The organism is Bacillus sp. HMA207, assembly GCF_003402455.1.
Lineage (GTDB): Bacteria > Bacillota > Bacilli > Bacillales > Bacillaceae_G > Bacillus_A > Bacillus_A cereus.
In genome coordinates, this window is the sequence record NZ_BEZT01000001.1 from 174,604 (window position 1) to 198,405 (window position 23,802).

Below are 23,802 nucleotides of genomic sequence, written 5' to 3' on the forward strand. Positions count from 1 at the left end.
TTAGTAGAAAGAGTGGTAAGCATGTTAGATTGGATGAAAAAGCTGTTTAACAAAGAGGAAGAACAAACAGCGATGAATAAAGAAGTACCAAAGCAAATTGAAAGTCAGCCGAAAATTCCTCGTGTAAACCACTACACTGAAGCAAGAGAAGCACAAATGGCAAGTAGGAATGCAGGTAAATGCCGTTTTCCTTTAGTACCGGATAATGGGTTCGATGAAGAGGATGAAAGCGAAGTAAATCGCTTCGAAGAACAACCTGTTCAAGGAGTAACATATGAAGAACCTACTGCCCAAAGAGGAATAAAGGTGGAAAGAAGCAGACGATCGTATGTGGAAAAGGTAGTTTCTACATATGAAGAGCCGGAAGTGCAATATGAACCGGTGCGGGAGTCTGTCGTTAAAAAGGCATCTGCACCTTCGCAAGAGAGTAACCGTAGACCATTTCGTCCAACAGAAATGATTTCGCCAATTTATGGATATAATCGTCCTTCAGTAGAGAAAAAGGAAGAAAAGCAGGAGGAAGTAAAGGAAAGAGAAGACCTTGAAATATCTGTAGAGGGTAAATCAGTCGTTGATGCATGGTTAGAGAAAAAAGGATATAAATTATCTGATTTCTCAGAAGGACAAGCACCAACTTCTTCTAGTCATAGAGCTGCTAACCAGCAAGGAGAGCAACAATATGAAGAGAATAAAAAGGAAGAAAAGTCAGTAGTTGATCAATGGCTAGAGAAAAACGGTTATGAAATCGAACGCCAAGTGCCTTTAGTAGAAGAAAAAGAAGTGATTCAAGAAATGAGTACACCGCAGGAAGTTTCAGCGGATGAATTACTTCATAAAACAGTAGCTGAGCAGATGGAAAGTGCTAAGCTAGAAAAAGATGTAGTGGTGTTAAACGAAAACAATCTACAAGAAGAATTAGTAGCTTCTAAAGTAGAGCACGAGGATACAATATTATCAGAAGAAATTAAACGTAACACAGAAATAAAACAACCTACTATTGAAGTAGAAAAGCAAGCTCCAGAAGAATCAGTGATTGTCAAAGCAGAAGAAAAACTTGAAGAAACAATCATTGTGGAAATACCAGAAGAAGTGTCAAAAGTAGAAGTAATTGCAGAAACGGAAGAGTCAGAAGAAGTGGAAGTAATTGCGGAAGCAGAAGAGTTAGAAGAAGTGGAAGTAATTGCGGAAGCAGAAGAGTTAGAAGAAGTGGAAGTAATTGCGGAAGCAAAAGAGCTAGAAGAAGTGGAAGTAATTGCAGAAACGGAAGAGTCAGAAGAAGTGGAAGTAATTGCGGAAGCAGAAGAAGTAGAAGTGATTGTAGAAACAGAAGAGTCAGAAGAAGTGGAAGTAATTGCGGAAGCGAAAGAGTCAGAAGAAGTGGAAGTAATTGCGGAAGCGAAAGAGTCAGAAGAGGTGGAAGTAATTGCGGAAGCGAAAGAGCTAGAAGAAGTGGAAGTAATTGCGGAAGCAGAAGAAACAGAAGTGATTGCAGAAACAAAAGCGCCTGTAGTAGAGACATTTGTAGCACTTGAGGAAATTCAGCAAGAAGATGAAGCAATTGAACAAAAGAGTGAATTCATACATGTTGCTGAGGCTGATGAACAAACGAAGAAAGATGTTCAAAGCTTTGCGAATGTTTTAATTGCAGAAACAGAGGAAAATAGACGAGTTGTAGAAGAAGCACAGGTCGCAGAAGAGCAACGAGTTGTAGAAGAAGCGCCAGTCGTAGAAGAGCAACGAGTTGTAGAAGAAACACCAATCGCAGAAGAGCAACCAGTTGTACAAAAAGAAGAACCAAAACGTGAGAAAAAGCGCCATGTACCATTTAATGTTGTTATGTTGAAACAAGATAGAACACGATTAATGGAAAGACATGCAGCTAGAGCAAATGCAATGCAGCCTTCTGCTAATGTACGAGTAGAGAATAAGCCAGTACAACAAGAGGTAGCAGAACCACAAGTGGAAGAACGCCCAGTGCAGCAAGTAGTAGCAGAACCACAAGTGGAAGAACGCCCAGTGCAGCAAGTAGTAGCAGAACCACAAGTGGAAGAAAACCCAATGCAGCAGGTGGTAGTAGAACCACAAGTGGAAGAGCGCCCAGTGCAGCAGGTGGTAGTAGAACCACAAGTGGAAGAGCGCCCAGTGCAGCAAGTAGCAGAACCACAAGTGGAAGAACGCCCAGTGCAGCAAGTAGTAGCAGAACCACAAGTGGAAGAGCAACCAATGCAGCAAGTAGTGGTAGAGCAAGTACAAAAGCCAATTTCAAGTACGGAAGTACAAGAGAAAGCATATGTTGTAAATCAAAGAGAGAACGATATGCGAAATGTATTGCATACACCACCGACATATACTGTTCCACCATTAGCGCTGTTGTCGATTCCACAGCAATCAGCGTTAGATAATACAGAATGGTTAGAGGAGCAGAAAGAATTATTAGATACAACGTTTAATAATTTTCACGTTGGCGCACATGTTATTAATGTATCACAAGGTCCAGCAGTAACTCGTTTTGAAGTACAGCCAGACCCAGGTGTGAAAGTAAATAAAATTACAAATTTAAGTGATGATATTAAGTTAAGTTTAGCTGCGAAAGATATTCGTATTGAAGCACCGATTCCAGGGAAGAGTGCAATTGGAATTGAAGTTCCAAATAAAGAAAGTAAGCCAGTATTTCTTCGCGAAATTTTAAGAAGTCCTGTATTCACAAAGAGTGAATCACCGCTTACTGTTGCTCTTGGACTTGATATTTCAGGGGATCCAATTGTAACGGATATTCGAAAAATGCCGCACGGACTTATTGCGGGTGCAACGGGTTCAGGTAAAAGTGTGTGTATTAACGCGATTTTAACGAGTATTTTATATAAAGCGAAACCACATGAAGTGAAGTTAATGTTAATTGATCCGAAGATGGTTGAGCTTGCACCATACAATTCTGTTCCGCATCTTGTAGCACCTGTTATTACGGATGTAAAAGCAGCGACAGCTGCATTAAAATGGGCAGTTGAGGAAATGGAACGCCGTTATGAATTGTTTGCGCATGCTGGTGCTCGTGATTTAACTCGCTACAATACGATTGTAAGTGAGCGAGAAATTCCAGGAGAGACATTACCTTATATCGTTATTGTCATTGACGAGTTAGCCGATTTAATGATGGTAGCACCTGGTGATGTTGAGGAAGCGATTTGTCGTATTGCGCAAAAAGCACGTGCTTGTGGTATTCATTTATTAGTAGCGACGCAGCGTCCATCTGTAGATGTTATTACAGGTTTAATTAAGTCAAACATTCCAACGCGTATTGCGTTTACTGTATCATCTCAAGTTGATTCGCGTACGATTATTGATATTGGGGGCGCGGAGAAATTACTTGGCCGTGGTGATATGTTATTCTTAGGGAACGGTACATCTAAACCAGTTCGTGTACAAGGTGTATATGTATCGGATGATGAGATTGAAAAAACAGTTGATCATGTGAAAAAGCAAATGAAGCCGAATTACTTATTTAAGCAAGAGGATTTATTAGCGAAAACAGAACAAGCTGAGTCGGAAGACGAATTGTTCCTTGATGCATGTCAATTTGTTGTAGAACAAGGGGGAGCGTCCACATCTTCTGTACAGCGAAAATTCCGCATCGGTTATAATCGCGCGGCACGTCTCATTGAAGAGATGGAATCGCAAGGAATTATTTCTGAAGGTAGAGGAACGAAACCGAGAGATGTCCTTATTTCTGAGGATGAATTTGCCGCTATGCAGGAAACAAATGTATAGTAAACGGTTTTGCTGTATACTAAGAGAAAATGTTGGATAGTAAAGTAGGGAGTAAAGCGACATGAAAGAAATTGAATTAAAATTAAAAGGTGAAATAAATAGACTAACAAATAAAACATTTAAATTTGACGAACGTGTTGGAGAAGGTTGGTTCTCTGCCGTTTACTTTTTAAAGACTAGAGAAATCATCGAAGAATTTCGCCCGAAAAGTGTTGTAACGATGCAATTTTTCCAAAAGGAAAATGCAGTTCTTTGCGGAACGGATGAAGTAATTGCATTGCTACAAACATTCGCTAAAAATCCTGAGGAACTTGAGATTAACTCTTTAAAAGATGGCGATAAAATTAGTCCATTTGAAACAGTGTTAACAATTCATGGTCCTTATGAAAATTTCGGATTTTTAGAAGGTGTCATTGATGGGATTTTAGCTCGTCGTACATCGGTTGCGACAAACGTATATAACGTTGTCCAAGCTGCGCGTAGCGTAGATAAAGAAAAACCAGTTATTTTCATGGGAGACCGTGATGATCATTATACACAACAAGCTGGTGACGGTTATGCAGCATACATCGGAGGTATGAGCGCACAAGCGACGCATGCGATGAATGAATGGTGGGGCAAAAGTGGTATGGGGACGATGCCTCACGCATTAATTCAAATGTTTAATGGTGATGTTGTGGAAGCGGCAAAAGCATATCATAAGAAATTCCCAGAAGATGAATTAGTTGTATTAATTGATTACAACAATGATGTCATTACAGATGCACTTCGCGTAGCGCGTGAATTTGGATCAACATTAAAGGGTGTACGTGTAGATACGTCCCGCACGATGATTGATCAATACTTTATTCGCCACCCAGAAGTACTTGGAACATTCGATCCACGTGGTGTAAACCCATCGCTTGTATTCGCACTTCGTAAAGCACTTGATGAAGAAGGATTCCAGCATGTAGACATCGTTGTAACTGGTGGATTTGATGAGAAGCGTATTCGTGAATTTGAAGCTCAAAACGTACCTGTTGACATATACGGGGTAGGAAGTAGCTTATTAAAAATGAATATTGGCTTTACTGGTGATAATGTAGAACTAAATGGGAAACCAGAAGCAAAAGCTGGTCGTAAATATCGTCCAAACCCACGTTTAGAGCGTGTTCAATTAGAAAAAAGAGAAGAGATGTAAAAGAGAGAAAAACTGATAGGTGATTGACCCTATCAGTTTTTCTGTTATCATAGTATAGCGGCTTCTTTTTTGCTATAATGGACTTATTATGGACATATAAAGAAGTACGTACGAGTTTATCCTGATAAGTGAAGGGAAAGAATAACTTCACTACATCAAAAATGTATGATGATTACCAAAATAAGAAAAGATTCATATACTGTCTTATAGATAGGCCGTTGTATTAGTTCGAAATGTTGGAGGTTCTTTAAGATGACAGTTTACCATTTTGTAGGAATTAAAGGAACAGGAATGAGTTCATTAGCGCAAATTCTTCATGATATGAAGCATACTGTTCAAGGGTCTGATTATGAAAAGCGTTTCTTTACACAAACAGCGTTGGAAAAGCGTAGTATCTCGATCCTTCCTTTTGATAAGAATAATGTAGAAGAAGGACAAGTGATTATTGCAGGAAATGCATTTCCTGATACGCATGAAGAAATCGTAGCAGCAAAAGAATTAAACATCCCAGTCCATCGTTACCATCATTTCTTAGGTGACCTGATGAGCCAATACACAAGTGTTGCTGTAACTGGTGCACACGGAAAAACATCAACAACAGGTTTGTTAGCCCATGTAATGCAAGGTGCACACCCAACATCTTACCTTATTGGAGATGGAACAGGGCATGGGGTAGAAAATAGTAAGTATTTTGTATTTGAAGCTTGTGAGTATCGTCGTCATTTCTTGTCTTATAATCCAGACTATGCAATTATGACGAATATTGATTTTGATCATCCAGATTATTTTGCAGACATCAATGATGTATTCAGTGCATTCCAAGAGATGGCATTGCAAGTGAAAAAAGGCATTATTGCATGTGGAGATGATGAAGAACTTCAAAAAATTCAAGCGAAAGTACCTGTTATTTTCTATGGATTTGGAGAAGATAATGATTTCCAAGCACGCAACATTCAAAAGAGAACAGATGGTACAATATTTGATGTATTCGTTCGTAACACGTACTATGATACGTTCAAAATTACAGGATACGGCAATCACAGCGTATTAAATGCGTTAGCAGTAATCGCGCTTTGCCATTATGAAAATGTTGATGTAGAAGCAGTAAAACATCAATTAACAACTTTTGAAGGCGTAAAACGTCGCTTTAATGAAAAGCCGATGGGAGAGCAAGTAATCATCGATGACTACGCACACCATCCGACAGAGATTAATGCAACGATTGAAGCTGCTCGTCAAAAACATCCAGAGCGTGAAATTGTCGCTGTATTCCAGCCACATACATTCTCACGTACAGAAAAGTTCTTAGATGAGTTCGCAGAAAGCCTAAGCAAGGCTGACCAAGTATACTTATGTGATATTTTCGGATCAGCACGTGAAAACAAAGGTGAATTAACAATCGAAGATCTGCAAAAGCGTATTGACGGTGCAGAATTAATTACAGATACAACAACGGATGTATTAAAGAAACATAAAAACGGCGTTCTAATTTTCATGGGCGCAGGTGACATCCAAAAATTCGAAGCGGCTTACGTAAAAGAAGTTCAAGTTGCAGAGAAATAATAGAAAAGACGCATAGCTTGGCTGTGCGTCTTTTCTATGTTGTCGTGGTTGTGCATTAATGTTGAAACGTCGATATATATGGAGTTGTGTTCGATATATTTCAAAAATCGTTGATATATTGGTACGCGTTTTGAAATATAAATGTTAGAATAATAAGAAAACTAAAAAGGGGACTAAAAAACATGTTCACACTCCGAGTAGATGACGAAATCGAACTACAATTACTAGAAAAACATCATAAAGAGGAATTATATCAATTATTAGATCAAAACCGTAATCATTTACGAAAATGGCTCCCTTGGGTAGATGGGACAAAATCTGCTGATGCTTATGATGAAATTTTTCCGATGTGGTTAAAGAAGTTTGCAGAGGGAGACGGTTTTGAAAGTGGTATACGTTACAAAGGAAAGCTCGTTGGGATGGTAGGCATTCATCCAGTGAGTTGGGGGAAGAAAGCGACGAGTCTTGGGTATTATCTTGCAGAAGATGCTGGCGGGAAAGGTATTATGACGCGTAGCGTAAAGGCTGTACTTCACTATGCATTTGAAAACTTAAAGCTGAATAAAATTGAAATTCGGTGCGGTGTTGGAAATGCGAAAAGCCGAGCAATTCCAGAACGTTTAGGATTTAAGTTAGATGGTATTTTACGAGATGAAGAATGGCTATATGATCATTTTCATGATATCGCTGTATATAGTTTACTAGCTTCAGAATGGAAAGAGATTCGATGAACGAGAAGATTCGTATTGTTCCATATGAAGGTACGTTTCAAGAGGAAGTAGTAGATCTTATCGTTCATATTCAGCAAAAAGAGTATAATGTTTCAATTACGAAAGAAGAGCAACCTGATTTACTTGAAATAGAAACATTCTATCAAAAGGGTCACGGAAACTTTTGGGTAGCAATTTATGATGGTAAAGTAGTTGGAACAGTAGCTTTATTAGATATTGAGAATCATCAAGTAGCGCTAAGAAAAATGTTCGTACAAAAAGAGTTTCGCGGAAAAGAATGGGGCGCATCACATATGTTGCTTCAAACAGCAATTTCATGGGCTGAGGATAAAAAATTGAAAGATATTTACTTAGGAACAACAGTAAAATTTTTAGCGGCACATCGTTTTTATGAAAAGAATGGTTTTCAAAGTGTGAGTATAGACGAGTTGCCGAAAAACTTTCCGGTGCTACAGGTAGATAAAAAATTTTATAGGTACATTGTGTAAAAGGTCATTTAGAAATGGCCTTTTTCTATGAACCAAAATAGAAATAGTGGTATAATTTGGATTAGGGGTGTAGGTATGAACTTTCCAATTCAAAGAAGTAAGTCAGTAGTCATTTTCGTTTGCCTTACGTTAGTTTTTATGTTTATATATCCAATTGTCATGCTTTTCACTAATAAAGCGCATTGGATGTCAGCGTTGATTGGGATGGGTTTATGCTTCATTGTAAATGTACCAATCGTTTGGGAAGTATTTATTAAAAAACATAAAGTAGAAAATGGCGTATTAAAGTACGGTATTTTAAATGATGATATTGTATTAAAAGATGTGAGAATTATACGTCAGGTCGGAAAGTCTCTTGAAATTACGACGAATGCATATAAAGTACATATGGTTGCGATGCCGCAAAATATGGATGAATTCTTGGCGCTTATAGAGAAAGAAAATCCACATGCGAAAATAGAAATGGCAGGTAAGAAATGAAATATATAAAACCTTTTTTGCTTGGAAATTATGCTGGTGTTTGCTATCTGCACTAGGGTAAATATGAAATGGAACCTGCCTTTATATGTACCCATATTAATAGGTACTATCGCAGTGGCACTTTTATATTATTTTCATTTTCAGCAAACAAAAAGTAAGAACAGTAGCTCGATATAGAGTGAGGATAATAAAAAAACGCTCGGCGAAAATTCCGAGCGTTTTTCATTATTTTAAGTTCTCTGGGTTTAAAGCTTCTAATTCAGGTACAACGAAGCGCCCGTCTTTACGGATTAGTACGTCGTCAAAGTAAATTTCGCCGCCGCCGTATTCAGGGCGTTGGATACATACTAAATCCCAGTGGATGTTCGAGTTGTTACCGTTCCATGCATCGTCGTAAGCTTGTCCAGGAGTGAAGTGGAAGCTGCCATCGATTTTTTCATCGAATAGGATGTCTCCCATTGGATGTAAGATGTATGGGTTTACGCCGATTGCGAACTCACCAACGTAGCGTGCGCCTTCGTCTGTATCGAAGATTTTGTTAATGCGTTCTGAATCGTTTGCAGTTGCTTCAACGATTTGGCCGTTCTCGAACTTAAGTTGTACATTTTCAAATGTATAACCGTTGTAAGGAGATGGTGTGTTGTAAGAAACTGTACCGTTAACAGAATCACGAACTGGTGCAGAGTATACTTCACCGTCTGGAATGTTTAAATGACCTGAGCATTTAATTGCTGGAATGTCTTTAATAGAGAATGTTAAGTCAGTTCCAGGACCAGTTAAACGAACTTTATCTGTTTTATTCATTAATGTAACAAGGCTGTCCATCGCCTTATCCATTTTACCGTAGTCTAAGTTACATACTTCAAAGTAGAAGTCTTCGAAAGCTTCTGTACTCATTTTAGCAAGCTGTGCCATAGAAGCATTTGGGTAGCGAAGAACAACCCAGCGTGTTTTTGGAACGCGAATGTCTCTATGAACTTTTTTACCAACTGTTTGGCCATGAACTTTCATACGCTCACTTGGAACGTCAGCTTGTTCATTAATATTATCGCCAGAGCGAAGGCCGATATAAGCGTCCATGTCTTTCATTACGCTTGCTTCATATGCAGCGATTTGTTCGAAATGTTCTTCAGTAGCACCCATTAATAAAGAGCGATCTACTTGATGATCTTTTAAAGAGACGAATGGGAAACCACCAGCTGCATATGCTTCTTTTACAAGTGCAGTTACAAGTTCTTTTTGTAAGCCAAAGTTTTCAATTAATACTTTTTCACCTTTTTGTAAGCGGATAGAGTAGTTAATTAAATTGTATGCTAACTTTTCAATACGTGGATCTTTCATATGTAAAGCCTCCCTACTAATTATGTATCCTCTCCTATTGTAACCTACTTAGTGGAATTTGTTGAATGATTTATGTTACAGTTAACGAATAAGTATGAAAATTCTAATGATGAGATAGGGATTAGAATGAAACGGAAAATGATTGTATAATAGGGGAAAGTATGAAAAAGATAAAGGAAGTGATGAAATGCAAGTTCTTTTATATGTAAGTGCGGCTATTATCGCGGTTGCTTTCGCAGTATTAGTAGTGTATGTATGCAGAACGTTGTTATCGGTTCAGAAGACGTTAGAAAACGTTGCAAGCACGTTAGAAGGTTTAGAAAAACAAATGCAAGGAATTAGCGTAGAGACAGAGCAATTATTACATAAAACGAATGCGTTAGCTGATGATATTCAACAGAAGTCACAGTCATTAAATAAAGTGGTAGCGGGTGTAGATGGGATTGGAACGACAATCCAATCTTTAAATACGAAGCTTCGTAATGTATCAGACTCTGTAACGGACGAAATTGAAAATAACGCTGATAAAGTAGCGCAAGTTGTACAGTGGAGCAGTGCGGCGATTGAAGTATACAATCATTACCGTGCGTCGAGACAAGAGAAGAAGGTTGAAAAAGAAGAGCGTAAATTAGAAAGAATTGAGAAAAAAGCTGAAAAGAAAGAGAAACGCTCTAGATTTCGTATGAGAGGTGAATCGTGATGAATATGACAAAACTTGAAACAATTGAAGAGCTTGAAGTCTTAGTAGAAAAGAACGAGCCGTATGTTCTTTTTAAACACAGTACGATATGCCCAATTAGTCACGGTGCATACACAGAATTTCAAGCGTATTGCAGCGAAGAAAGAGAAGTACCAGCGTATTACTTATACGTACAAGATGCGAGAGATGTGTCAAATCGTGTTGCAGAACAATACAGTATTAGACATGAATCACCGCAAGTGTTATACATAAAAGATGGGATGGTAGTATGGAATACATCTCATTGGAATATTAAAAAAGATGCTTTAGAAGAGAATATAAAGTAAAAAGAAGCAAGCTAAAGGTGCTTGCTTCTTTTTTTTTGTTTTTGTTGAAATATATTTAGTGGTACACTATTAATAGTTCAAACTAAATAACTAGATTGTTGAAAGTAGGTTTTAAGTAATGAAGAAAATGGCATTATCCTTCGCAGTCGTAAGTTTATTACTGGGAGCTTGTAGTAACAATAGTAATACGATTAGTAAGAAGGATGAAGTTATACAAAAAGATACAAAAGAAAAAAGTATGATTCCGAGAACTGCTGTTTCTAAAGATTATTATAGAACTGTTATTCCTTTAAAAGAACAAAAGGTTATTAATACAGCTAATATAAAAACAAATTCTAAATTAGATTTAGCAGAGTATGAAAATGGTTTAATAAATATTGCAACGCAGCAATTTGATACAGAGAGTCACGTACTGCAATTAAACCAGTATATTCCAGAGAAACTAATTGATGAACTAGTTGCGAAAGTAGAAGCGCCAGTTTTGACGAATATTATAGAACAAGACTATTTCGGAAAACAGAATTCAAATGAATTAAGTTTATCTGGTGTTATGATTGGCTTAGCTATGTCTTCAAGTGTATCGAATGAAGAGGCTATGTCTAAAGGGACTGAAGTTGCTAAACAACTTATTGAAGCTATTAACAAAAATGATAAATATAACAAATCTCCAATTACGTTTGCTATCTTTAAGCAAGAAAGTACAAGTTCTTTAAAAAATGGTACGTATATTGCTAGTGCTACTGTTCAAAAGAATGATACGAACCTTGGAAATTGGAGTACGATCGATGAAAAGTCGTATTCATATCCTTCTGATGAATTTACACAAGCACATGGAGAAGATAATACAAAAATAAATAACTTTGCTAAGGAAATAAAAGGTTTTTCTAATGGGGATTTTATTCCAGTCAACGCTAAAGTTTCTTATAAGAAAGATCAAATGGATACATTAAATATGAATATTGTTATTAAATATAACGGTAAAACAGAATTAATGGCTCTTACCCAATTGGCTGCTCAAGGCATGTTAGACAAATTGCCTAAAGATGCGAAAGTACAATTACAGATCAAGTCCGAGAGTAAAATTGAGGCCGTTATTATAAAAGAGAAAAACAGTGATAAACCGTTTGTTTCCTTCTTGTAAAAAAAGACAGTATATAAACTGTCTTTTTTTTATTTTAAATGAAAATATATAATGTTTTTTGATAGTAATTCCTTGCTGTATATCGTGTGACAATCGTATATGTATCAGCTATAATAAATTATCTTAAAAAAGTAACATATAGGAATTTGAAAGAGGTGGCTTTCTTATGGCATCACAACAATTAGGTCGTTTACGTTCTGAAATTGATCAACTTAATTTACAAATATTAGAGTTACTAAACAAAAGAGGTCGTCTCGTACAAGAAGTTGGTAATTTAAAAGAAGTACAAGGTGTGAAACGTTTTGATCCTGTACGTGAAAGAAATATGCTGGATTTAATTGCAGAGAATAATAATGGTCCATTTGAAACTTCGACTTTACAACATATTTTCAAACAAATTTTTCAAGCTGGTTTAGAATTACAAGAAGACGATCATCGTAAAGCATTACTTGTTTCTCGTAAGAAAAAAACAGAAGATACGATTGTTGAAATTAATGGTGAAAAAATTGGTGACGGAAATCAGCATTTTATTATGGGACCGTGTGCAGTGGAAAGTTATGAACAAGTACGTCAAGTTGCTGAAGCAATGAAAGGGCAAGGTCTGAAATTAATGCGTGGTGGTGCGTTCAAACCACGTACTTCACCGTATGATTTTCAAGGTCTTGGATTAGAGGGATTACAAATTTTGCGCCAGGTAGCAGATGAATATGATTTGGCTGTTATTAGTGAAATTTTAAATCCGAATGATATTGAGATGTCATTAGATTACGTTGATGTTATTCAAATTGGCGCTCGCAATATGCAAAACTTTGATTTGCTAAGGGCAGCTGGTGCTGTAAATAAACCAGTATTATTAAAACGTGGTCTATCAGCAACGATTGAAGAATTCATTAATGCGGCAGAATATATTATGGCAAAGGGAAATGGGAACATTATTTTATGTGAACGAGGTATTCGCACGTATGAAAGAGCGACGCGTAATACGCTTGATATTTCCGCTGTGCCGATTTTAAAGAAAGAAACACATTTACCTGTCGTTGTCGATGTAACGCATTCTACAGGGCGACGTGACCTTCTCTTACCAACTGCAAAAGCAGCGATGGCAATTGGTGCAGACGCAATTATGGCTGAAGTACATCCAGATCCAGCTGTAGCTTTATCTGATGCAGCGCAACAAATGAATATACCGCAGTTCAATGATTTTATGAATGAATTAAAATCATTTGGAAGTAAATTATAAAAACTTTTAATGAGCTGTTCCAAAAAGGCATTTTGGAACAGCTTTCTCCTATTGTATAGCGACTGTCATTGTCGATTTTTGTTGGTAAGTTGATATATTTAAAAAATCGCTGATATAATTAGAGTTGCGGTCGATATATTTGGAAAATCGCTGATATATTTCGAGTTACAGTCGATATATTCGAAAAATCGCCGATATAAATTTCATTTACTATCGTACTGCTTAAAATAAGATTTCTACTAAGGAAACATCTATTTTTTTACAAAAAATGCCCTTTTTTCATAAAAAATACGAAAATACGAGAAAAGAAGCGAATTTTTTCGAAACTTTTGCGGGAAAATATTGTATGAGCCTGCGTTTTTATCGTATCATTAGTAAAAGGAAGAACTCGGGACGATTGGTGGCATCTGCAAATAGAGTTGATGTCTTTTTTTCATTCAAGTAACCGATACATAAAAATAGATAACAAAAATAGAAGGAGTGTGCGATGAGATGAACGTAACAATATATGATGTAGCGCGTGAAGCGAACGTTTCAATGGCTACCGTATCACGCGTTGTGAACGGTAACCCAAATGTAAAGCCTACAACAAGAAAGAAAGTATTAGAAGCAATTGATCGTTTAGGATACCGCCCAAATGCGGTAGCACGTGGACTAGCAAGTAAGAAGACAACTACAGTAGGTGTTATTATTCCTGATATCTCAAATACGTTTTATGCAGAACTAGCTCGTGGAATTGAAGATATCGCAACAATGTACAAATATAACATCATTTTAAGTAACTCTGACCAAAATAAAGAGAAAGAGTTCCATTTATTAAATACGATGCTTGGAAAACAAGTGGACGGAATTGTTTTCATGGGTGAAGATATTACAGACATTCACATTGAAGAATTTAAAAAATCTCCAGTACCAATTGTATTAGCAGCATCATTTGATGAGCAAAATGAAACGCCATCAGTAAATATTGATTATACACAAGCAGCTTATGATGCAATGAAGCACTTTATCGAGCAAGGACATAAACGTATCGGTTTCGTCTCTGGTCCTTTCATTGATAAAGCGGGAAGCGCGAAGAAGTTACAAGGTTACAAAAAAGCTTTAGAAGAAGCAGGTATTTCATATGATGAAAATCTTGTAATCGATGGAGATTACACATATGACTCAGGTATCGAAGCATTCGAAAAGCTTTGGAGCAATGATGAAAAGCCAACAGCAATCTTCGTATCTTCTGATGAAATGGCACTAGGTGTAATCCATGCAGCACAAGACGCTGGATTAAACGTACCAACTGACGTAGAAGTACTTGGTTTCGATAATACACGCCTTGCATTAATGGTTCGTCCGCAGCTTTCAACAGTTGTTCAACCGATGTATGATATCGGTGCAGTAGCAATGCGTCTATTAACAAAGTATATGAACAAAGAAAAAGTGGAAGATCACACTGTTATCTTACCTCACCGTATCCAATTTAGAGATTCAACGAAGTAAGTATAAAAAAGCTCACAGCGATTGCTGTGAGCTTTTATTCGTATTCAGGATAGTATTTTTGTACGACTGCATTTACCATTTCGTCTTTCTTAACGTGTAAAAATCTTGCATACAATTCTTTTCCGGTTTCAAATGGGGTATCGTCTAATTCAAACACATGCAATAGTTTTCGAAACGTCCATGTTATTTGCTGGCCGTACATATTATCGTACGTATGCTCAGACTGTATAGCGATTTGTTCACCTAGTGCATGAGCTTCTTCCAAACTGTTTGCTTTAACAAGAATAATACTTTCTTCAAAAAGTGTATCGTGATTCTCTTCATAATGCTCATCAATTTTCGTAGAATCAGGCTCATCAGAATGAACGGACTCAAATAATAATTTTACAGCGTACATATTATGCAGCATGTTTCACTTTATAAATAATACTTGCGACAAGCGAAGCAGGTATTGTAAATACGTTACTTTGATAATGGTAATGTACTTGGGATTCTTCATAAGACATGTTGTCATATAGTTCGTTTTGTGAGACACTCATTTTTTTCTGTTTTTCTTTGAGCATTTTAATGTAGTTGTACTGTATTGGGACGAGAATGATGAAATAAGCTAATACAATTAGTGAAATCCAAATCATTATGAACACTCCCTTACAAAGAATATTTCTATATAGAAATTATATCAATAAAAAGAAAAAATAACCATTTTTTTTATTGGAGCTAATTTTCTTCTAGAAATGCGAACAGTTCCTTTTGGTTTTTTAAATTATGATCAATACATGTTCGAGCAACATATTTCAATCCTTGTAATAATGCATCTACGTGAAAAGTATCATAATGAATTGTATTTCCCTCTACCATCGTTTCGTCTTTTTGCAAGTTAATTGATATTTTTAATACAGTTATATTACTTTGTAAATTTACAACTTCGATGTAAAAAAAACAGTTTGTCTAAGTCAATCGTAACATAATCGAATCGTTCGGATAGCTCTAATTTACATGTAGTAGTATATTCCAAATGAAAGCCTCCTTATTGTATAAGTGTATGTTATAATGCCTTCGCTATAGATGGGACTATTCCTTGTTATATGTCACATAAGTGCAAATTTAACTATTATAGGGCAATGTCATGTATAATAGAAAGAAAAGGCTTGTGAGGGGGGAAAAGAGATGATCGTTCTTTGGATAATTACGCTTTGTATGACTGCTATTTTTGCATATATGACGTTAAAACAAAATGGTTTAAAGCGATTTGTTCCAGGAAGTATTCTTGCAGGAATTGCCCTTATCACGTATGTAATTTCTATTTTTATTGAAAGTGTATCAGTAGATATGAGCACAAGTTTAATGTTTATTGGTATTACACTATTTGCAGGTAGCATTATGGTACTTATGGTTGCTGGTATTATTTTATTTATTCATATGAATTCGGAAACGTTATAGCATATAGAAAAGGCATGTCCCAAGGGGACATGCCTTTTTATCCGTTCAATTATGCTCTATCTTTAGAAGAGTTTTGCTGTTTTAGTAAATCACGAATTTCGCCAAGAAGTTCTTCTTCTTTTGTTGGCTCTGGAATTTCTTCCTCTTTTTCTTCTTCTTTTTTAGATGTTAGTTTGTTGAAAACTTTAACAAACATAAAGATAGAAGCTGCGATAATTAAGAAGTCAAAAATTGTTTGGATGAAGTTACCATACATAACAGCAGATTTACCGTATCCAAAGTGTAAACTTGTAAAGTCAACGCCACCTAATACCATACCAAGTAATGGTGTGATGATATCTTTTACTAAAGAACTAACGATTTTACCGAATGCAGCACCGATTACAACCCCGACAGCTAAATCAACGACATTCCCTTTGAAAGCGAATTTTTTAAACTCGTTCCACATGTGTTAATCCCATCCTTTCCACGATTCATTATGAAATTTATAATTCCTATCAACATATTCTATAGAAATTTACGAGAGAAATAAAGAGGGAATGGGAATGAAAGTAAATTCTGAAAAATGTATCCGTTTTAATTTTTGTTTACATTATCTAGTAAAGATTGTAGCATTTGCTGCGTTTTTAATCCTTCTAATCCATCTACAACAGGCTTTGTATCGCCTTGTACACACTCAATAAAATGATGAACAGCATCTTCAAAACCACGCTGTTTTAACGTCGTATCCCATGATGGGGAACCACTTTGTGAAACTGAGTTTTCCTGTTCAATTTCAAATGTATTCATATTTCTTACGCGAATGATTTTCCCTGGCGTTACAAGTTCAATTTGTTCTAAATTTGTACCGGCATGGCGATGCATTGCAGTAGAAAGTAACAGTCCACTTGGAGTTGTATATGTATGATGTCCGTAAAGAAGTTCATTCTTTTCATTGATTTGCATCATATTGTGAACGACGTTAAGGTCATCATTAGCTAACCAGCGAGCAGTATCTACAATGTGTAAATAATCATCTAACATAGTAAAGTCGTACGTATATGGCCCGACTTTATTTGTGCGATGCTTTTCAATTCGAATCCATGAAATATCATTAGCCTGTTCTTTGGCAGCAACATACATAGGAACGAATCTGCGATTAAATCCGACCATTAATTTTCGGTTATACTTCTCGCTTAACTCGACTAGTTGCTCAGCTTGTTCCACTGTAGCTGCTAGCGGTTTATCAACATAAACGTCGATCCCTTTTTTTAGAAGTTCAGAAACGATTTCATAATGCGATGCAGTTGAACTATGAACGAAGATTGCATCGCATTCCGAAGCTAACATTTCAATAGAATGAAAGTCTTGAATTCGGTATTGCTGGCAAACTTGTTTTCTTTTCTCTGCGTTAGGTGTAAACGCCCCTACAAAATTCCAATCAGTTTCTTTTGTAAGTGTTGGAAGATAGGCCTTTTGCGCAATACTTCCAAGTCCAATCATCCCAATTTTAGGTTTGTTCATTTTATTCCCACCCTATTAATATTAATGTAACGGCTTAAATGTAGCATAGGGTGGGGGAGGAAGGCAAAAATTAGCTTTTTACTTACGGCCTTCTAACAAAATCTTCTCTATCTCTTCAAAGTGATGAGCGCGAGCATGCTCTAACGGGGTAACACCATCATTGTCTGGAATATTTACATCTGCACCGTGCTCAATAAGAAGGCGAATGACTTGTTGCTGTGTTTCGTTTCCGTTACTTAGTACGATGGCTTCCATTAAAGCTGTCCATCCCAGGTTATTTACATGATTTACATCAATATTTGTTCGAGTGAGGAGTTCTTTTATAACGTCAATATAGCCATGTTCTGAGGCTGGGATAAGAGCTGTTCCGCCGTAACGATTTGTAATCGTAGGATCTGCACCAGCATCAATTGTTAGCTTTAAAATGTCTAAGTAACCTTCCGCACCGGCGTATAGAAAGGGATTGTTTTTCATGTCATCTTGGATATTTACGTCAGCACCAGCTTCGATAAGCGCTTTTGCGGTTTTTACATCATTTTTGTATGTAGCAATCATAAGCGGAGTGCGTCCTTGACTATCCGTCGCATTTATATTTGCGCCTTTTTTTAGTAAAGATATAACAGTATTCGTTTCATTTTTTTCAGTAGCTGCTAGTAGTGCAGTCTCCATGTTTGTCATCTCCTTTTTTACTTCTTGTTCTTGCGAGCATCCTTGTAAAAAAATTACGCAACATATCATACTGAATGTTTTTTTGAACATGGAATTTCAACCTCCTAATTTCAACTGTAAAATAGGAACATTAAATTTTTATAAACTGGCGCTAAAATTACTATAAAATCGCTTGAGTAATTGAACATATATTTTTATGCTTATAAATAATAAGGTTTGATAAAGTGAGGATTTAAGATATGTCTATTAAAACAAGGTTTTTATTTTCTTATATTGCTGTTATCCTCGTTTCTATTACGCTTATATTAGTCGCGGGATTTTTAATCGTTTTTTCGATAACAGGTGACTTGGAAGCAGTGAAAAATTTCTATAAAAGTTCTTACATTCAAAAGCCGCTTACACCAGAAGAAGAGAATGCCTATCTTGAGTTGAAGTCAGCAGCTAAACAGCATCAATCTCAATTGTTAGATGAGTCGTTTGTCTCAGCAATAGAAAAAGAGGGTGTGAAAATAGTAGTAAGAAAAGGAGAAACACTTTCATATGCTTCAAACGTATTTGAAAGTGTATCTTTAAAAGAAGCCCTTCCGAAATTTGAATCAGCAAATATTAATAGTCGTGGTACAACGGAACTAGGCGATACATTTTATCGATATGTAAAGTTTGATTTTTATTTTCCTCAGGAAGAAGAGGGAAGTATATTTGTATTAAAAAAGCAAAGTTCATTTGTAGATCTTACACAAAAATTATTTCCAATCTTATTTGTATCTCTCTTACTACTAGCCATTTTACTCATTGGATTATTAAGTTACCTCGTTTCAAGAAGTGTAATAAAACCAATTTTTGTATTGAAAGGCGCAACGGAGAAAATTAAAGAAGGAAATTTAGATTTTCAAATACCAGTTACATCACACGATGAAATAGGGCAATTAAATCAAGGATTTGAGGAAATGAGGAAGAGATTAAAAGAATCGATAGAGATGCAAACACAGTATGAAGAAAATAGAAAAGAGCTTATTTCAAACATCTCTCATGACTTAAAAACACCGATTACATCAATTATCGGATATGTAGAAGGAATAAAGGACGGGGTAGCAAATACGCCAGAAAAAATGGATAAGTATTTAACAACTATCCATACGAAAGCAAGACATATGGATACACTTATTGATGAATTATTTTTATTCTCAAAGCTCGATTTGAATCGAGTTCCCTTTCAGTTTGAAACGGTTGAATTGAATACGTTTATGCAAGAGTTAATCGAAGAGATGCAAATGGATTTAAGTAAAGAAGGTATAGAAGTTAACTTACAATTACATGCATCACCATTATATGTAACGGCTGATTGCGAAAAGATCAATAGAGTTATATCAAATTTAATTCATAATAGTGTGAAATACATGGATAAAGAAGAGAAGAAAATTACTGTAACAGTATCGAGTGATAATAATAAAGTTATTGTGAAAGTGATGGACAATGGATCAGGTATAGAATCTGATACGCTACCTTATATCTTTGAACGTTTTTATCGTGCAGAACAATCGCGGAATTCTAGCACAGGTGGAAGTGGACTTGGTTTAGCAATAGCGAAGCAAATTGTTGAAGAACATGGCGGGAAAATTTGGGCGGAAAGCGAGCTTGGTAAAGGCACAAGCATTTTCTTCTCATTGGAAAAAGTAGAGGAATGTGGTGAGTAAATTGAAAAGAATTTTATTAATAGAAGATGAAGTAAGTATTGCAGAATTACAGCGAGATTATTTAGAAATTAATGATTTCCAAGTTGATGTAGAGCATTCAGGAGAAATAGGTTTACAAACAGCCTTGCAAGAAGACTATGATTTAATTATTTTAGATATTATGCTTCCGAAAATGAACGGATTCGAAATTTGTAAACAAATACGTGCTGTAAAAGATATTCCGATTCTACTTGTTTCAGCAAAAAAAGAAGATATAGATAAAATTCGCGGACTCGGATTAGGAGCGGATGATTATATAACGAAACCGTTTAGCCCGAGTGAATTAGTCGCAAGAGTAAAAGCGCATATTGCCCGTTATGAAAGATTATTAGGAAATGTAAGTAAGCAACGTGATACGTTATATATTCACGGAATTTCTATCGATCAACGAGCGAGAAAAGTTTTTATAAACAATGAAGAAGTGGCATTTACAACGAAGGAATTTGATTTATTAACATTCTTTGTAACACATCCAAACCAAGTATTAAATAAAGAACAGTTATTTGAACGCATTTGGGGATTAGATTCCGCTGGTGATTTAGCCACTGTTGTCGTCCACATTAGAAAGCTACGTGAAAAAATTGAAAGAGATCCTGCTCATCCGCAATATATTGAAACAGTATGGGGAGCTGGCTATCGTTTTAATGTGTAGGGAACCTGCCGAGTAATTGGCAGGTTTTTTGTATGTTATTCGAACGAAAAGGAAGAAATAGGTAATTTGTGTTAAAATGTAAAGAGAAACAAAAAAGAGGAGAGCATAGGGAGCGAGCTATATGTTGGGGGATATATTAAAAGATAATAAATCAAATAAGAATTTAAAGATTGGAACTAATATCGTACTTATCTTATTGATTATTGGTGCAATACAAATGTTTTATGATGAAGATTCTACGAATGATCATTTCGGTTGGTTCTTTTTTGCGATCTTTTGGGTAATTAAAAGCATTTCTAGCTCTAAGGTAAGTTTAAAAGATAGAGATAAAAAGTCGGTATTACTTGATGTGGGTTTAGTGGTTATTTCTTTTGTTTTTTTAGTTGTTTTTAGTGTGAAATATTTCTTTTGAAAAAAGCTCATAGTCGTATAGAGGCTATGAGCTTTTTGTCAGTGTTTAGGTTTTCTTAATAATAATGGTACTAACGATTTATAAAATGTTTGAGTAGTAGAAGTAAACTGAGCAGCTTCTTCTAAAAAAGGATAATGGTTGCTATTTTCGAATGGAATGAAGATAGAATTACGTATTCCATCATGTATCTCGATAGAATACTGAATTGGGCACTGTACATCATGTCTTCCACATGTAATGAGGATCTTTGTTTGGATGGAAGGTAAATTCTCTTTTAAATCAAATGAAGGATATTCATTGGCGAAAGCATTCATCCGGCTAACGGACATTGTTTTATTGATTGGTTTACAAAAATAAGAGTTGTAGTTTTCTGGTTTATACAATGATAATTTTGTTCTCTTAGTAGATAGTTCTTTCCGTTCTTCATCTGTAAGGTGAGGGTTTTTTAAGTTTTCGATGAGTTTTTGCATATAATGAAACTGTGGATGTGCTGGGTGATAAATGCAAAAGGGTGTTTCGGTGTAGTTACTTGCTGCAGCTCCTGCTACGACTAATGATTGTAAGGAATGTGGATATGTAATTGCATATAAAAGTCCAAGCATACCACCTGTTGAATGGCCAGCGAAATGCCATGTTGGAAGTTGTAAAGCTTCTCGTATAGCTTCTAAATCGTGAATCGTTTCAATCATACTTAATTCTTTGTCTGAATTGGCTTTTACCGAGTTACCAGCGTCTCGTAAATTAATGAGCAATACACGATGCGTAGCAGTAAAAACATCCGCAAAGTAATCACCAGTTTCATTAAATTGTGAATAGTGATGTGTAATACAAAGAGATTCGCTACTGCCTTTAGTAAAAAGCTCAAATGTGCCACGTTTCGTGTGGATCATTTGTTGTATCCACATAATATCACGACCTTTCCTCATAAAATCTATTAGTACATAAAAATATATCAGCGATTATTAGAATATATCGGCACATCTCGAAATATATCAGCGATTTTCCAAATATATCGGCGCAACTTGAAATATATCAGCGATTATTAAAATATATCGACTTGCCGACAGGAATCGACAATAATAGCGAGCTTTAAATAAAAGGAGGCTATTCAAAAACGAGCCTCCTTTTCGTTTAGTACAAAGATTTTGTCATATTATTCCGAATAATTTCAAGGGATTTCGCTACAGTTAATGCGTTTTTTTCTTCAATTTCTGGTTTACGGGGGATAGGTTTATACATGTTGTCTGGATCTTCCCATGTGAGGGGAAGTTCTGTTTCTGCTTGTCCTTTCCAAGCTTCAATCCATTCTGGAGGGAGATAACCTGAGATGTTTTGGATGTTGTTCATTTCGAGCCAAATGAGTGCCCAAGCTCTTGGAACGACGCGCCAGTGATCATAGCCACCGCCACCGACAGCGATCCAGCGACCGTCGCAATATTCATTAGCAATTTCACGAGCGAGCTTCGGTATTTCGTGGTAAATATTCATTGTCGCACAAAGATGTGTAAGTGGGTCATAATAATGTGCGTCAGCACCATTTTGCGTTAAAATAATATCCGGTTTAAAGTACGCTGCAACTTCTTTTACAACAGTTCGATATGATTCTAAGAACGATTCATCTTCTGTAAAAGCATCGAGTGGAACGTTAAAAGAATAACTATAGCCATTCCCTTGTCCGCGTTCATTTACAGCGCCAGTTCCAGGAAATAAATAGCGACCAGTTTCATGTAATGAAATTGTGCATACGTTAGGGTCATCATAAAACGACCATTGTACGCCATCACCGTGATGAGCATCTGTATCAATATATAAGACGCGTAAACCGTATTTCTTTTGAATATATTTCATTGCGATAGAACTGTCGTTATAAATACAAAAGCCAGATGCTTTGCCGCGAAAGCCGTGATGTAAGCCGCCGCCCAAATTAAGTGCGTGTTTTACTTTTCCGGAAAGAACAGCATCGACAGCTGTTAACGTACCACCAACGAGCAATGCGCTTGCTTCGTGCATATTTGGGAACATCGGTGTATCTTCTGTTCCGAGTCCATATGTCATCGCAATTGATTTTTCTAACTTTCCTTCTCCAGCACGTTTTACCGCATTTATATACTCCTCTGTATGAATGTAGGCAATCTCTTCATCTGTAGCCATCCGTGGTGAGATGATTTGAGAGGGAGAGATGAAACCGCCCTTTTGTAATAAATCATACGTAAGTGTGACGCGCAGTTGGTTAAAAGGATGATCAGGGCTAAATGAATAGCCCCGAAAGTCATCCGAATAAATAAACGCGCTACTCATGCTTGCATCCCCATGATGTTTGGCCATAATACGCGGTAGCCTTCTGCTTCAAGTGCATCAATCACTTTTAGAGGATTCATCGTTTGAATGCGGAAAACGAGTACTTTATCATTCTCGTCTTTTGCTGGGTAGACGAGAACGCTCACGATATTTATTTGTAAATCACTAAAAATAGCAACGACTTTTCCAAGAATACCAGGTTCGTTTTTTACTTGAATTTCAATTTGCGAACTTGGTTGATGTGCTCCTGTTAATTTTACTAACGTGTGCAGTACTGTAGATTCAGAAATGATTCCAACTAACTTTCCGGCCTTTGTAACAGGAAGACAGCCAATTTTATTTTCAAAAAATAAAGTAGCAATTTCCTCAACGAAATCGAGAGGATGGCAAGTCATAACAGGATGTTTCATAATAAGTTCGAGCGGTTGCTGTAGCATATCGAGTGAAACTTGTTCATCTAGAATAGACGGACTTGCATCTCTTACATCCCGATCAGAAATAATGCCTACGACGTGATTATTTTGATCGACAATTGGAATGTGCCGAATGCCTTTCGTGCGTATCGTTCGGATTGCTGTTTCGATTGTATCGTTTGGATGTAATGTAACTACATTTTGATTCATAATTTCTTCTACAATCATTCCAGTTG

At 36.4% G+C, this 23,802-nt stretch carries 24 protein-coding genes and 2 pseudogenes; 16 read left to right on the top strand and 10 right to left on the bottom strand.

The features are described 5' to 3' along the window. The first annotated feature begins 21 nt into the window (after window positions 1–21). From HMAS_RS01070 to HMAS_RS28300, 7 genes and pseudogenes are all read left to right on the top strand, one after another. Complete coding sequence (locus HMAS_RS01070; protein ID WP_116344671.1) at window positions 22–3,765, top strand: DNA translocase FtsK; 3,744 nt, start codon at window positions 22–24, stop codon at window positions 3,763–3,765. Window positions 3,766–3,826: 61 nt separating this feature from the next. After that, the gene (locus tag HMAS_RS01075; protein WP_000658370.1) at window positions 3,827–4,945 is read left to right on the top strand and encodes a nicotinate phosphoribosyltransferase; all 1,119 of its coding nucleotides are present in this window, start codon (window positions 3,827–3,829) and stop codon (window positions 4,943–4,945) included. A 252-nt stretch (window positions 4,946–5,197) separates the two neighbouring features. Further along, window positions 5,198–6,508, top strand: a complete 1,311-nt coding sequence (murC, locus tag HMAS_RS01080; RefSeq protein WP_000219468.1) for a UDP-N-acetylmuramate--L-alanine ligase — start codon at window positions 5,198–5,200, stop codon at window positions 6,506–6,508. Window positions 6,509–6,690: 182 nt separating this feature from the next. After that, window positions 6,691–7,239 (top strand): GNAT family N-acetyltransferase, encoded by a 549-nt coding sequence (locus HMAS_RS01085; RefSeq protein ID WP_000494681.1) that lies wholly within the window; start codon window positions 6,691–6,693, stop codon window positions 7,237–7,239. Continuing rightward, window positions 7,236–7,727 carry a GNAT family N-acetyltransferase gene (locus tag HMAS_RS01090; protein WP_001003158.1) on the top strand — a complete coding sequence of 164 codons (492 nt, stop codon included), beginning with the start codon at window positions 7,236–7,238 and terminating at the stop codon, window positions 7,725–7,727. The genes HMAS_RS01085 and HMAS_RS01090 overlap by 4 nt, the downstream gene beginning before the upstream one ends. Window positions 7,728–7,802: 75 nt before the next feature. Next, a complete protein-coding gene (locus HMAS_RS01095) occupies window positions 7,803–8,207 on the top strand; it encodes a PH domain-containing protein (protein WP_001010640.1) in 405 nt (134 codons plus the stop codon). Further along, window positions 8,204–8,384, top strand: a pseudogene (locus HMAS_RS28300) (hypothetical protein). The gene HMAS_RS01095 and the pseudogene HMAS_RS28300 overlap by 4 nt, the downstream one beginning before the upstream one ends. 48 nt (window positions 8,385–8,432) lie before the next feature. Here HMAS_RS28300 and HMAS_RS01100 read toward each other — a convergent pair. Further along, on the bottom strand, window positions 8,433–9,548 hold the full coding sequence (locus HMAS_RS01100; RefSeq protein ID WP_000654729.1) for an aminopeptidase: 1,116 nt from the start codon (window positions 9,546–9,548) through the stop codon (window positions 8,433–8,435). Window positions 9,549–9,735: 187 nt separating this feature from the next. Between HMAS_RS01100 and HMAS_RS01105 the strand changes: the two genes are divergently transcribed. The 5 genes from HMAS_RS01105 (at window position 9,736) to ccpA (ending at window position 14,446) form a co-directional block, all read left to right on the top strand. Then, window positions 9,736–10,248: a DUF948 domain-containing protein gene (locus tag HMAS_RS01105; RefSeq protein WP_001197720.1), complete on the top strand. Its 513-nt coding sequence runs from the start codon at window positions 9,736–9,738 to the stop codon at window positions 10,246–10,248. Next, window positions 10,248–10,574, top strand: coding sequence for a bacillithiol system redox-active protein YtxJ (gene ytxJ / locus HMAS_RS01110; protein WP_116344672.1), 327 nt, complete (start codon window positions 10,248–10,250; stop codon window positions 10,572–10,574). Before HMAS_RS01105 ends, ytxJ begins: the two co-directional genes overlap by 1 nt. A 118-nt stretch (window positions 10,575–10,692) precedes the next feature. After that, window positions 10,693–11,715 (top strand): CamS family sex pheromone protein, encoded by a 1,023-nt coding sequence (locus HMAS_RS01115; protein WP_000738025.1) that lies wholly within the window; start codon window positions 10,693–10,695, stop codon window positions 11,713–11,715. 166 nt (window positions 11,716–11,881) lie between these two features. Then, window positions 11,882–12,955: a bifunctional 3-deoxy-7-phosphoheptulonate synthase/chorismate mutase gene (locus HMAS_RS01120; RefSeq protein WP_000168214.1), complete on the top strand. Its 1,074-nt coding sequence runs from the start codon at window positions 11,882–11,884 to the stop codon at window positions 12,953–12,955. A gap of 492 nt (window positions 12,956–13,447) precedes the next feature. Continuing rightward, on the top strand, window positions 13,448–14,446 hold the full coding sequence (ccpA, locus tag HMAS_RS01125) for a catabolite control protein A (RefSeq protein ID WP_001103297.1): 999 nt from the start codon (window positions 13,448–13,450) through the stop codon (window positions 14,444–14,446). A gap of 34 nt (window positions 14,447–14,480) precedes the next feature. On the opposite strand, the gene HMAS_RS01130 is transcribed toward ccpA, so the two are convergent. The 3 genes and pseudogenes from HMAS_RS01130 to HMAS_RS01140 form a co-directional block, all read right to left on the bottom strand. After that, complete coding sequence (locus HMAS_RS01130) at window positions 14,481–14,843, bottom strand: DUF4288 domain-containing protein (RefSeq protein ID WP_048558803.1); 363 nt, start codon at window positions 14,841–14,843, stop codon at window positions 14,481–14,483. Between the two features lies 1 nt (window position 14,844). Beyond that, window positions 14,845–15,081 (bottom strand): DUF3949 domain-containing protein, encoded by a 237-nt coding sequence (locus HMAS_RS01135; protein ID WP_000637902.1) that lies wholly within the window; start codon window positions 15,079–15,081, stop codon window positions 14,845–14,847. Between the two features lie 82 nt (window positions 15,082–15,163). Continuing rightward, window positions 15,164–15,461, bottom strand: a pseudogene (locus tag HMAS_RS01140) (hypothetical protein). A 152-nt stretch (window positions 15,462–15,613) separates the two neighbouring features. On the opposite strand from HMAS_RS01140, the gene HMAS_RS01145 reads away from it, so the two are divergent. After that, window positions 15,614–15,886, top strand: a complete 273-nt coding sequence (locus tag HMAS_RS01145; protein WP_000636589.1) for a DUF3917 domain-containing protein — start codon at window positions 15,614–15,616, stop codon at window positions 15,884–15,886. A 49-nt stretch (window positions 15,887–15,935) separates the two neighbouring features. On the opposite strand, the gene mscL is transcribed toward HMAS_RS01145, so the two are convergent. The 3 genes from mscL to HMAS_RS01160 form a co-directional block, all read right to left on the bottom strand. Further along, window positions 15,936–16,334: a large conductance mechanosensitive channel protein MscL gene (mscL, locus tag HMAS_RS01150; protein WP_000267011.1), complete on the bottom strand. Its 399-nt coding sequence runs from the start codon at window positions 16,332–16,334 to the stop codon at window positions 15,936–15,938. Between the two features lie 128 nt (window positions 16,335–16,462). Continuing rightward, entirely contained in the window at window positions 16,463–17,389 is a 927-nt protein-coding gene (locus tag HMAS_RS01155; protein WP_046393027.1) for a Gfo/Idh/MocA family protein, read from the bottom strand. Window positions 17,390–17,467: 78 nt separating this feature from the next. After that, on the bottom strand, window positions 17,468–18,148 hold the full coding sequence (locus HMAS_RS01160) for an ankyrin repeat domain-containing protein (RefSeq protein ID WP_000475114.1): 681 nt from the start codon (window positions 18,146–18,148) through the stop codon (window positions 17,468–17,470). 149 nt (window positions 18,149–18,297) lie between these two features. Here HMAS_RS01160 and HMAS_RS01165 point away from each other — a divergent pair, with 149 nt between their 5' ends. The 3 genes from HMAS_RS01165 (at window position 18,298) to HMAS_RS01175 (ending at window position 20,855) form a co-directional block, all read left to right on the top strand. Continuing rightward, the gene (locus HMAS_RS01165; RefSeq protein WP_044307643.1) at window positions 18,298–19,752 is read left to right on the top strand and encodes a sensor histidine kinase; all 1,455 of its coding nucleotides are present in this window, start codon (window positions 18,298–18,300) and stop codon (window positions 19,750–19,752) included. A gap of 1 nt (window position 19,753) precedes the next feature. After that, complete coding sequence (locus tag HMAS_RS01170; RefSeq protein WP_001986686.1) at window positions 19,754–20,443, top strand: response regulator transcription factor; 690 nt, start codon at window positions 19,754–19,756, stop codon at window positions 20,441–20,443. A gap of 121 nt (window positions 20,444–20,564) precedes the next feature. Beyond that, window positions 20,565–20,855, top strand: coding sequence for a hypothetical protein (locus HMAS_RS01175; protein ID WP_076875960.1), 291 nt, complete (start codon window positions 20,565–20,567; stop codon window positions 20,853–20,855). A gap of 38 nt (window positions 20,856–20,893) precedes the next feature. Here HMAS_RS01175 and HMAS_RS01180 read toward each other — a convergent pair whose 3' ends face one another. The 3 genes from HMAS_RS01180 to HMAS_RS01190 form a co-directional block, all read right to left on the bottom strand. Beyond that, complete coding sequence (locus HMAS_RS01180; protein ID WP_116344673.1) at window positions 20,894–21,781, bottom strand: alpha/beta fold hydrolase; 888 nt, start codon at window positions 21,779–21,781, stop codon at window positions 20,894–20,896. 205 nt (window positions 21,782–21,986) lie between these two features. After that, window positions 21,987–23,153: an acetoin utilization protein AcuC gene (gene acuC, locus HMAS_RS01185; protein WP_080444815.1), complete on the bottom strand. Its 1,167-nt coding sequence runs from the start codon at window positions 23,151–23,153 to the stop codon at window positions 21,987–21,989. Further along, window positions 23,150–23,794, bottom strand: a complete 645-nt coding sequence (locus tag HMAS_RS01190) for an acetoin utilization AcuB family protein (RefSeq protein WP_000634583.1) — start codon at window positions 23,792–23,794, stop codon at window positions 23,150–23,152. The genes acuC and HMAS_RS01190 overlap by 4 nt, the downstream gene beginning before the upstream one ends. Window positions 23,795–23,802: the final 8 nt, after the last annotated feature.

Bases quoted from the DNA above. Each gene is read 5' to 3' on its own strand.
- HMAS_RS01085 (WP_000494681.1), top strand. From the start codon at position 6,691: ATGTTCACACTCCGAGTAGATGACGAAATCGAACTACAATTACTAGAA.
- murC (WP_000219468.1), top strand. From the start codon at position 5,198: ATGACAGTTTACCATTTTGTAGGAATTAAAGGAACAGGAATGAGTTCA.
- acuC (WP_080444815.1), bottom strand. From the start codon at position 23,153: ATGAGTAGCGCGTTTATTTATTCGGATGACTTTCGGGGCTATTCATTT.
- HMAS_RS01070 (WP_116344671.1), top strand. From the start codon at position 22: ATGTTAGATTGGATGAAAAAGCTGTTTAACAAAGAGGAAGAACAAACA.
- HMAS_RS01115 (WP_000738025.1), top strand. From the start codon at position 10,693: ATGAAGAAAATGGCATTATCCTTCGCAGTCGTAAGTTTATTACTGGGA.
- ccpA (WP_001103297.1), top strand. From the start codon at position 13,448: ATGAACGTAACAATATATGATGTAGCGCGTGAAGCGAACGTTTCAATG.
- HMAS_RS01160 (WP_000475114.1), bottom strand. From the start codon at position 18,148: ATGTTCAAAAAAACATTCAGTATGATATGTTGCGTAATTTTTTTACAA.
- HMAS_RS01175 (WP_076875960.1), top strand. From the start codon at position 20,565: ATGTTGGGGGATATATTAAAAGATAATAAATCAAATAAGAATTTAAAG.
- HMAS_RS01095 (WP_001010640.1), top strand. From the start codon at position 7,803: ATGAACTTTCCAATTCAAAGAAGTAAGTCAGTAGTCATTTTCGTTTGC.
- HMAS_RS01165 (WP_044307643.1), top strand. From the start codon at position 18,298: ATGTCTATTAAAACAAGGTTTTTATTTTCTTATATTGCTGTTATCCTC.
- ytxJ (WP_116344672.1), top strand. From the start codon at position 10,248: ATGAATATGACAAAACTTGAAACAATTGAAGAGCTTGAAGTCTTAGTA.
- HMAS_RS01135 (WP_000637902.1), bottom strand. From the start codon at position 15,081: ATGATTTGGATTTCACTAATTGTATTAGCTTATTTCATCATTCTCGTC.
- HMAS_RS01130 (WP_048558803.1), bottom strand. From the start codon at position 14,843: ATGTACGCTGTAAAATTATTATTTGAGTCCGTTCATTCTGATGAGCCT.
- HMAS_RS01180 (WP_116344673.1), bottom strand. From the start codon at position 21,781: ATGAGGAAAGGTCGTGATATTATGTGGATACAACAAATGATCCACACG.
- HMAS_RS01120 (WP_000168214.1), top strand. From the start codon at position 11,882: ATGGCATCACAACAATTAGGTCGTTTACGTTCTGAAATTGATCAACTT.
- HMAS_RS01075 (WP_000658370.1), top strand. From the start codon at position 3,827: ATGAAAGAAATTGAATTAAAATTAAAAGGTGAAATAAATAGACTAACA.
- HMAS_RS01190 (WP_000634583.1), bottom strand. From the start codon at position 23,794: ATGATTGTAGAAGAAATTATGAATCAAAATGTAGTTACATTACATCCA.
- HMAS_RS01090 (WP_001003158.1), top strand. From the start codon at position 7,236: ATGAACGAGAAGATTCGTATTGTTCCATATGAAGGTACGTTTCAAGAG.
- HMAS_RS01155 (WP_046393027.1), bottom strand. From the start codon at position 17,389: ATGAACAAACCTAAAATTGGGATGATTGGACTTGGAAGTATTGCGCAA.
- HMAS_RS01105 (WP_001197720.1), top strand. From the start codon at position 9,736: ATGCAAGTTCTTTTATATGTAAGTGCGGCTATTATCGCGGTTGCTTTC.
- HMAS_RS01145 (WP_000636589.1), top strand. From the start codon at position 15,614: ATGATCGTTCTTTGGATAATTACGCTTTGTATGACTGCTATTTTTGCA.
- mscL (WP_000267011.1), bottom strand. From the start codon at position 16,334: ATGTGGAACGAGTTTAAAAAATTCGCTTTCAAAGGGAATGTCGTTGAT.
- HMAS_RS01100 (WP_000654729.1), bottom strand. From the start codon at position 9,548: ATGAAAGATCCACGTATTGAAAAGTTAGCATACAATTTAATTAACTAC.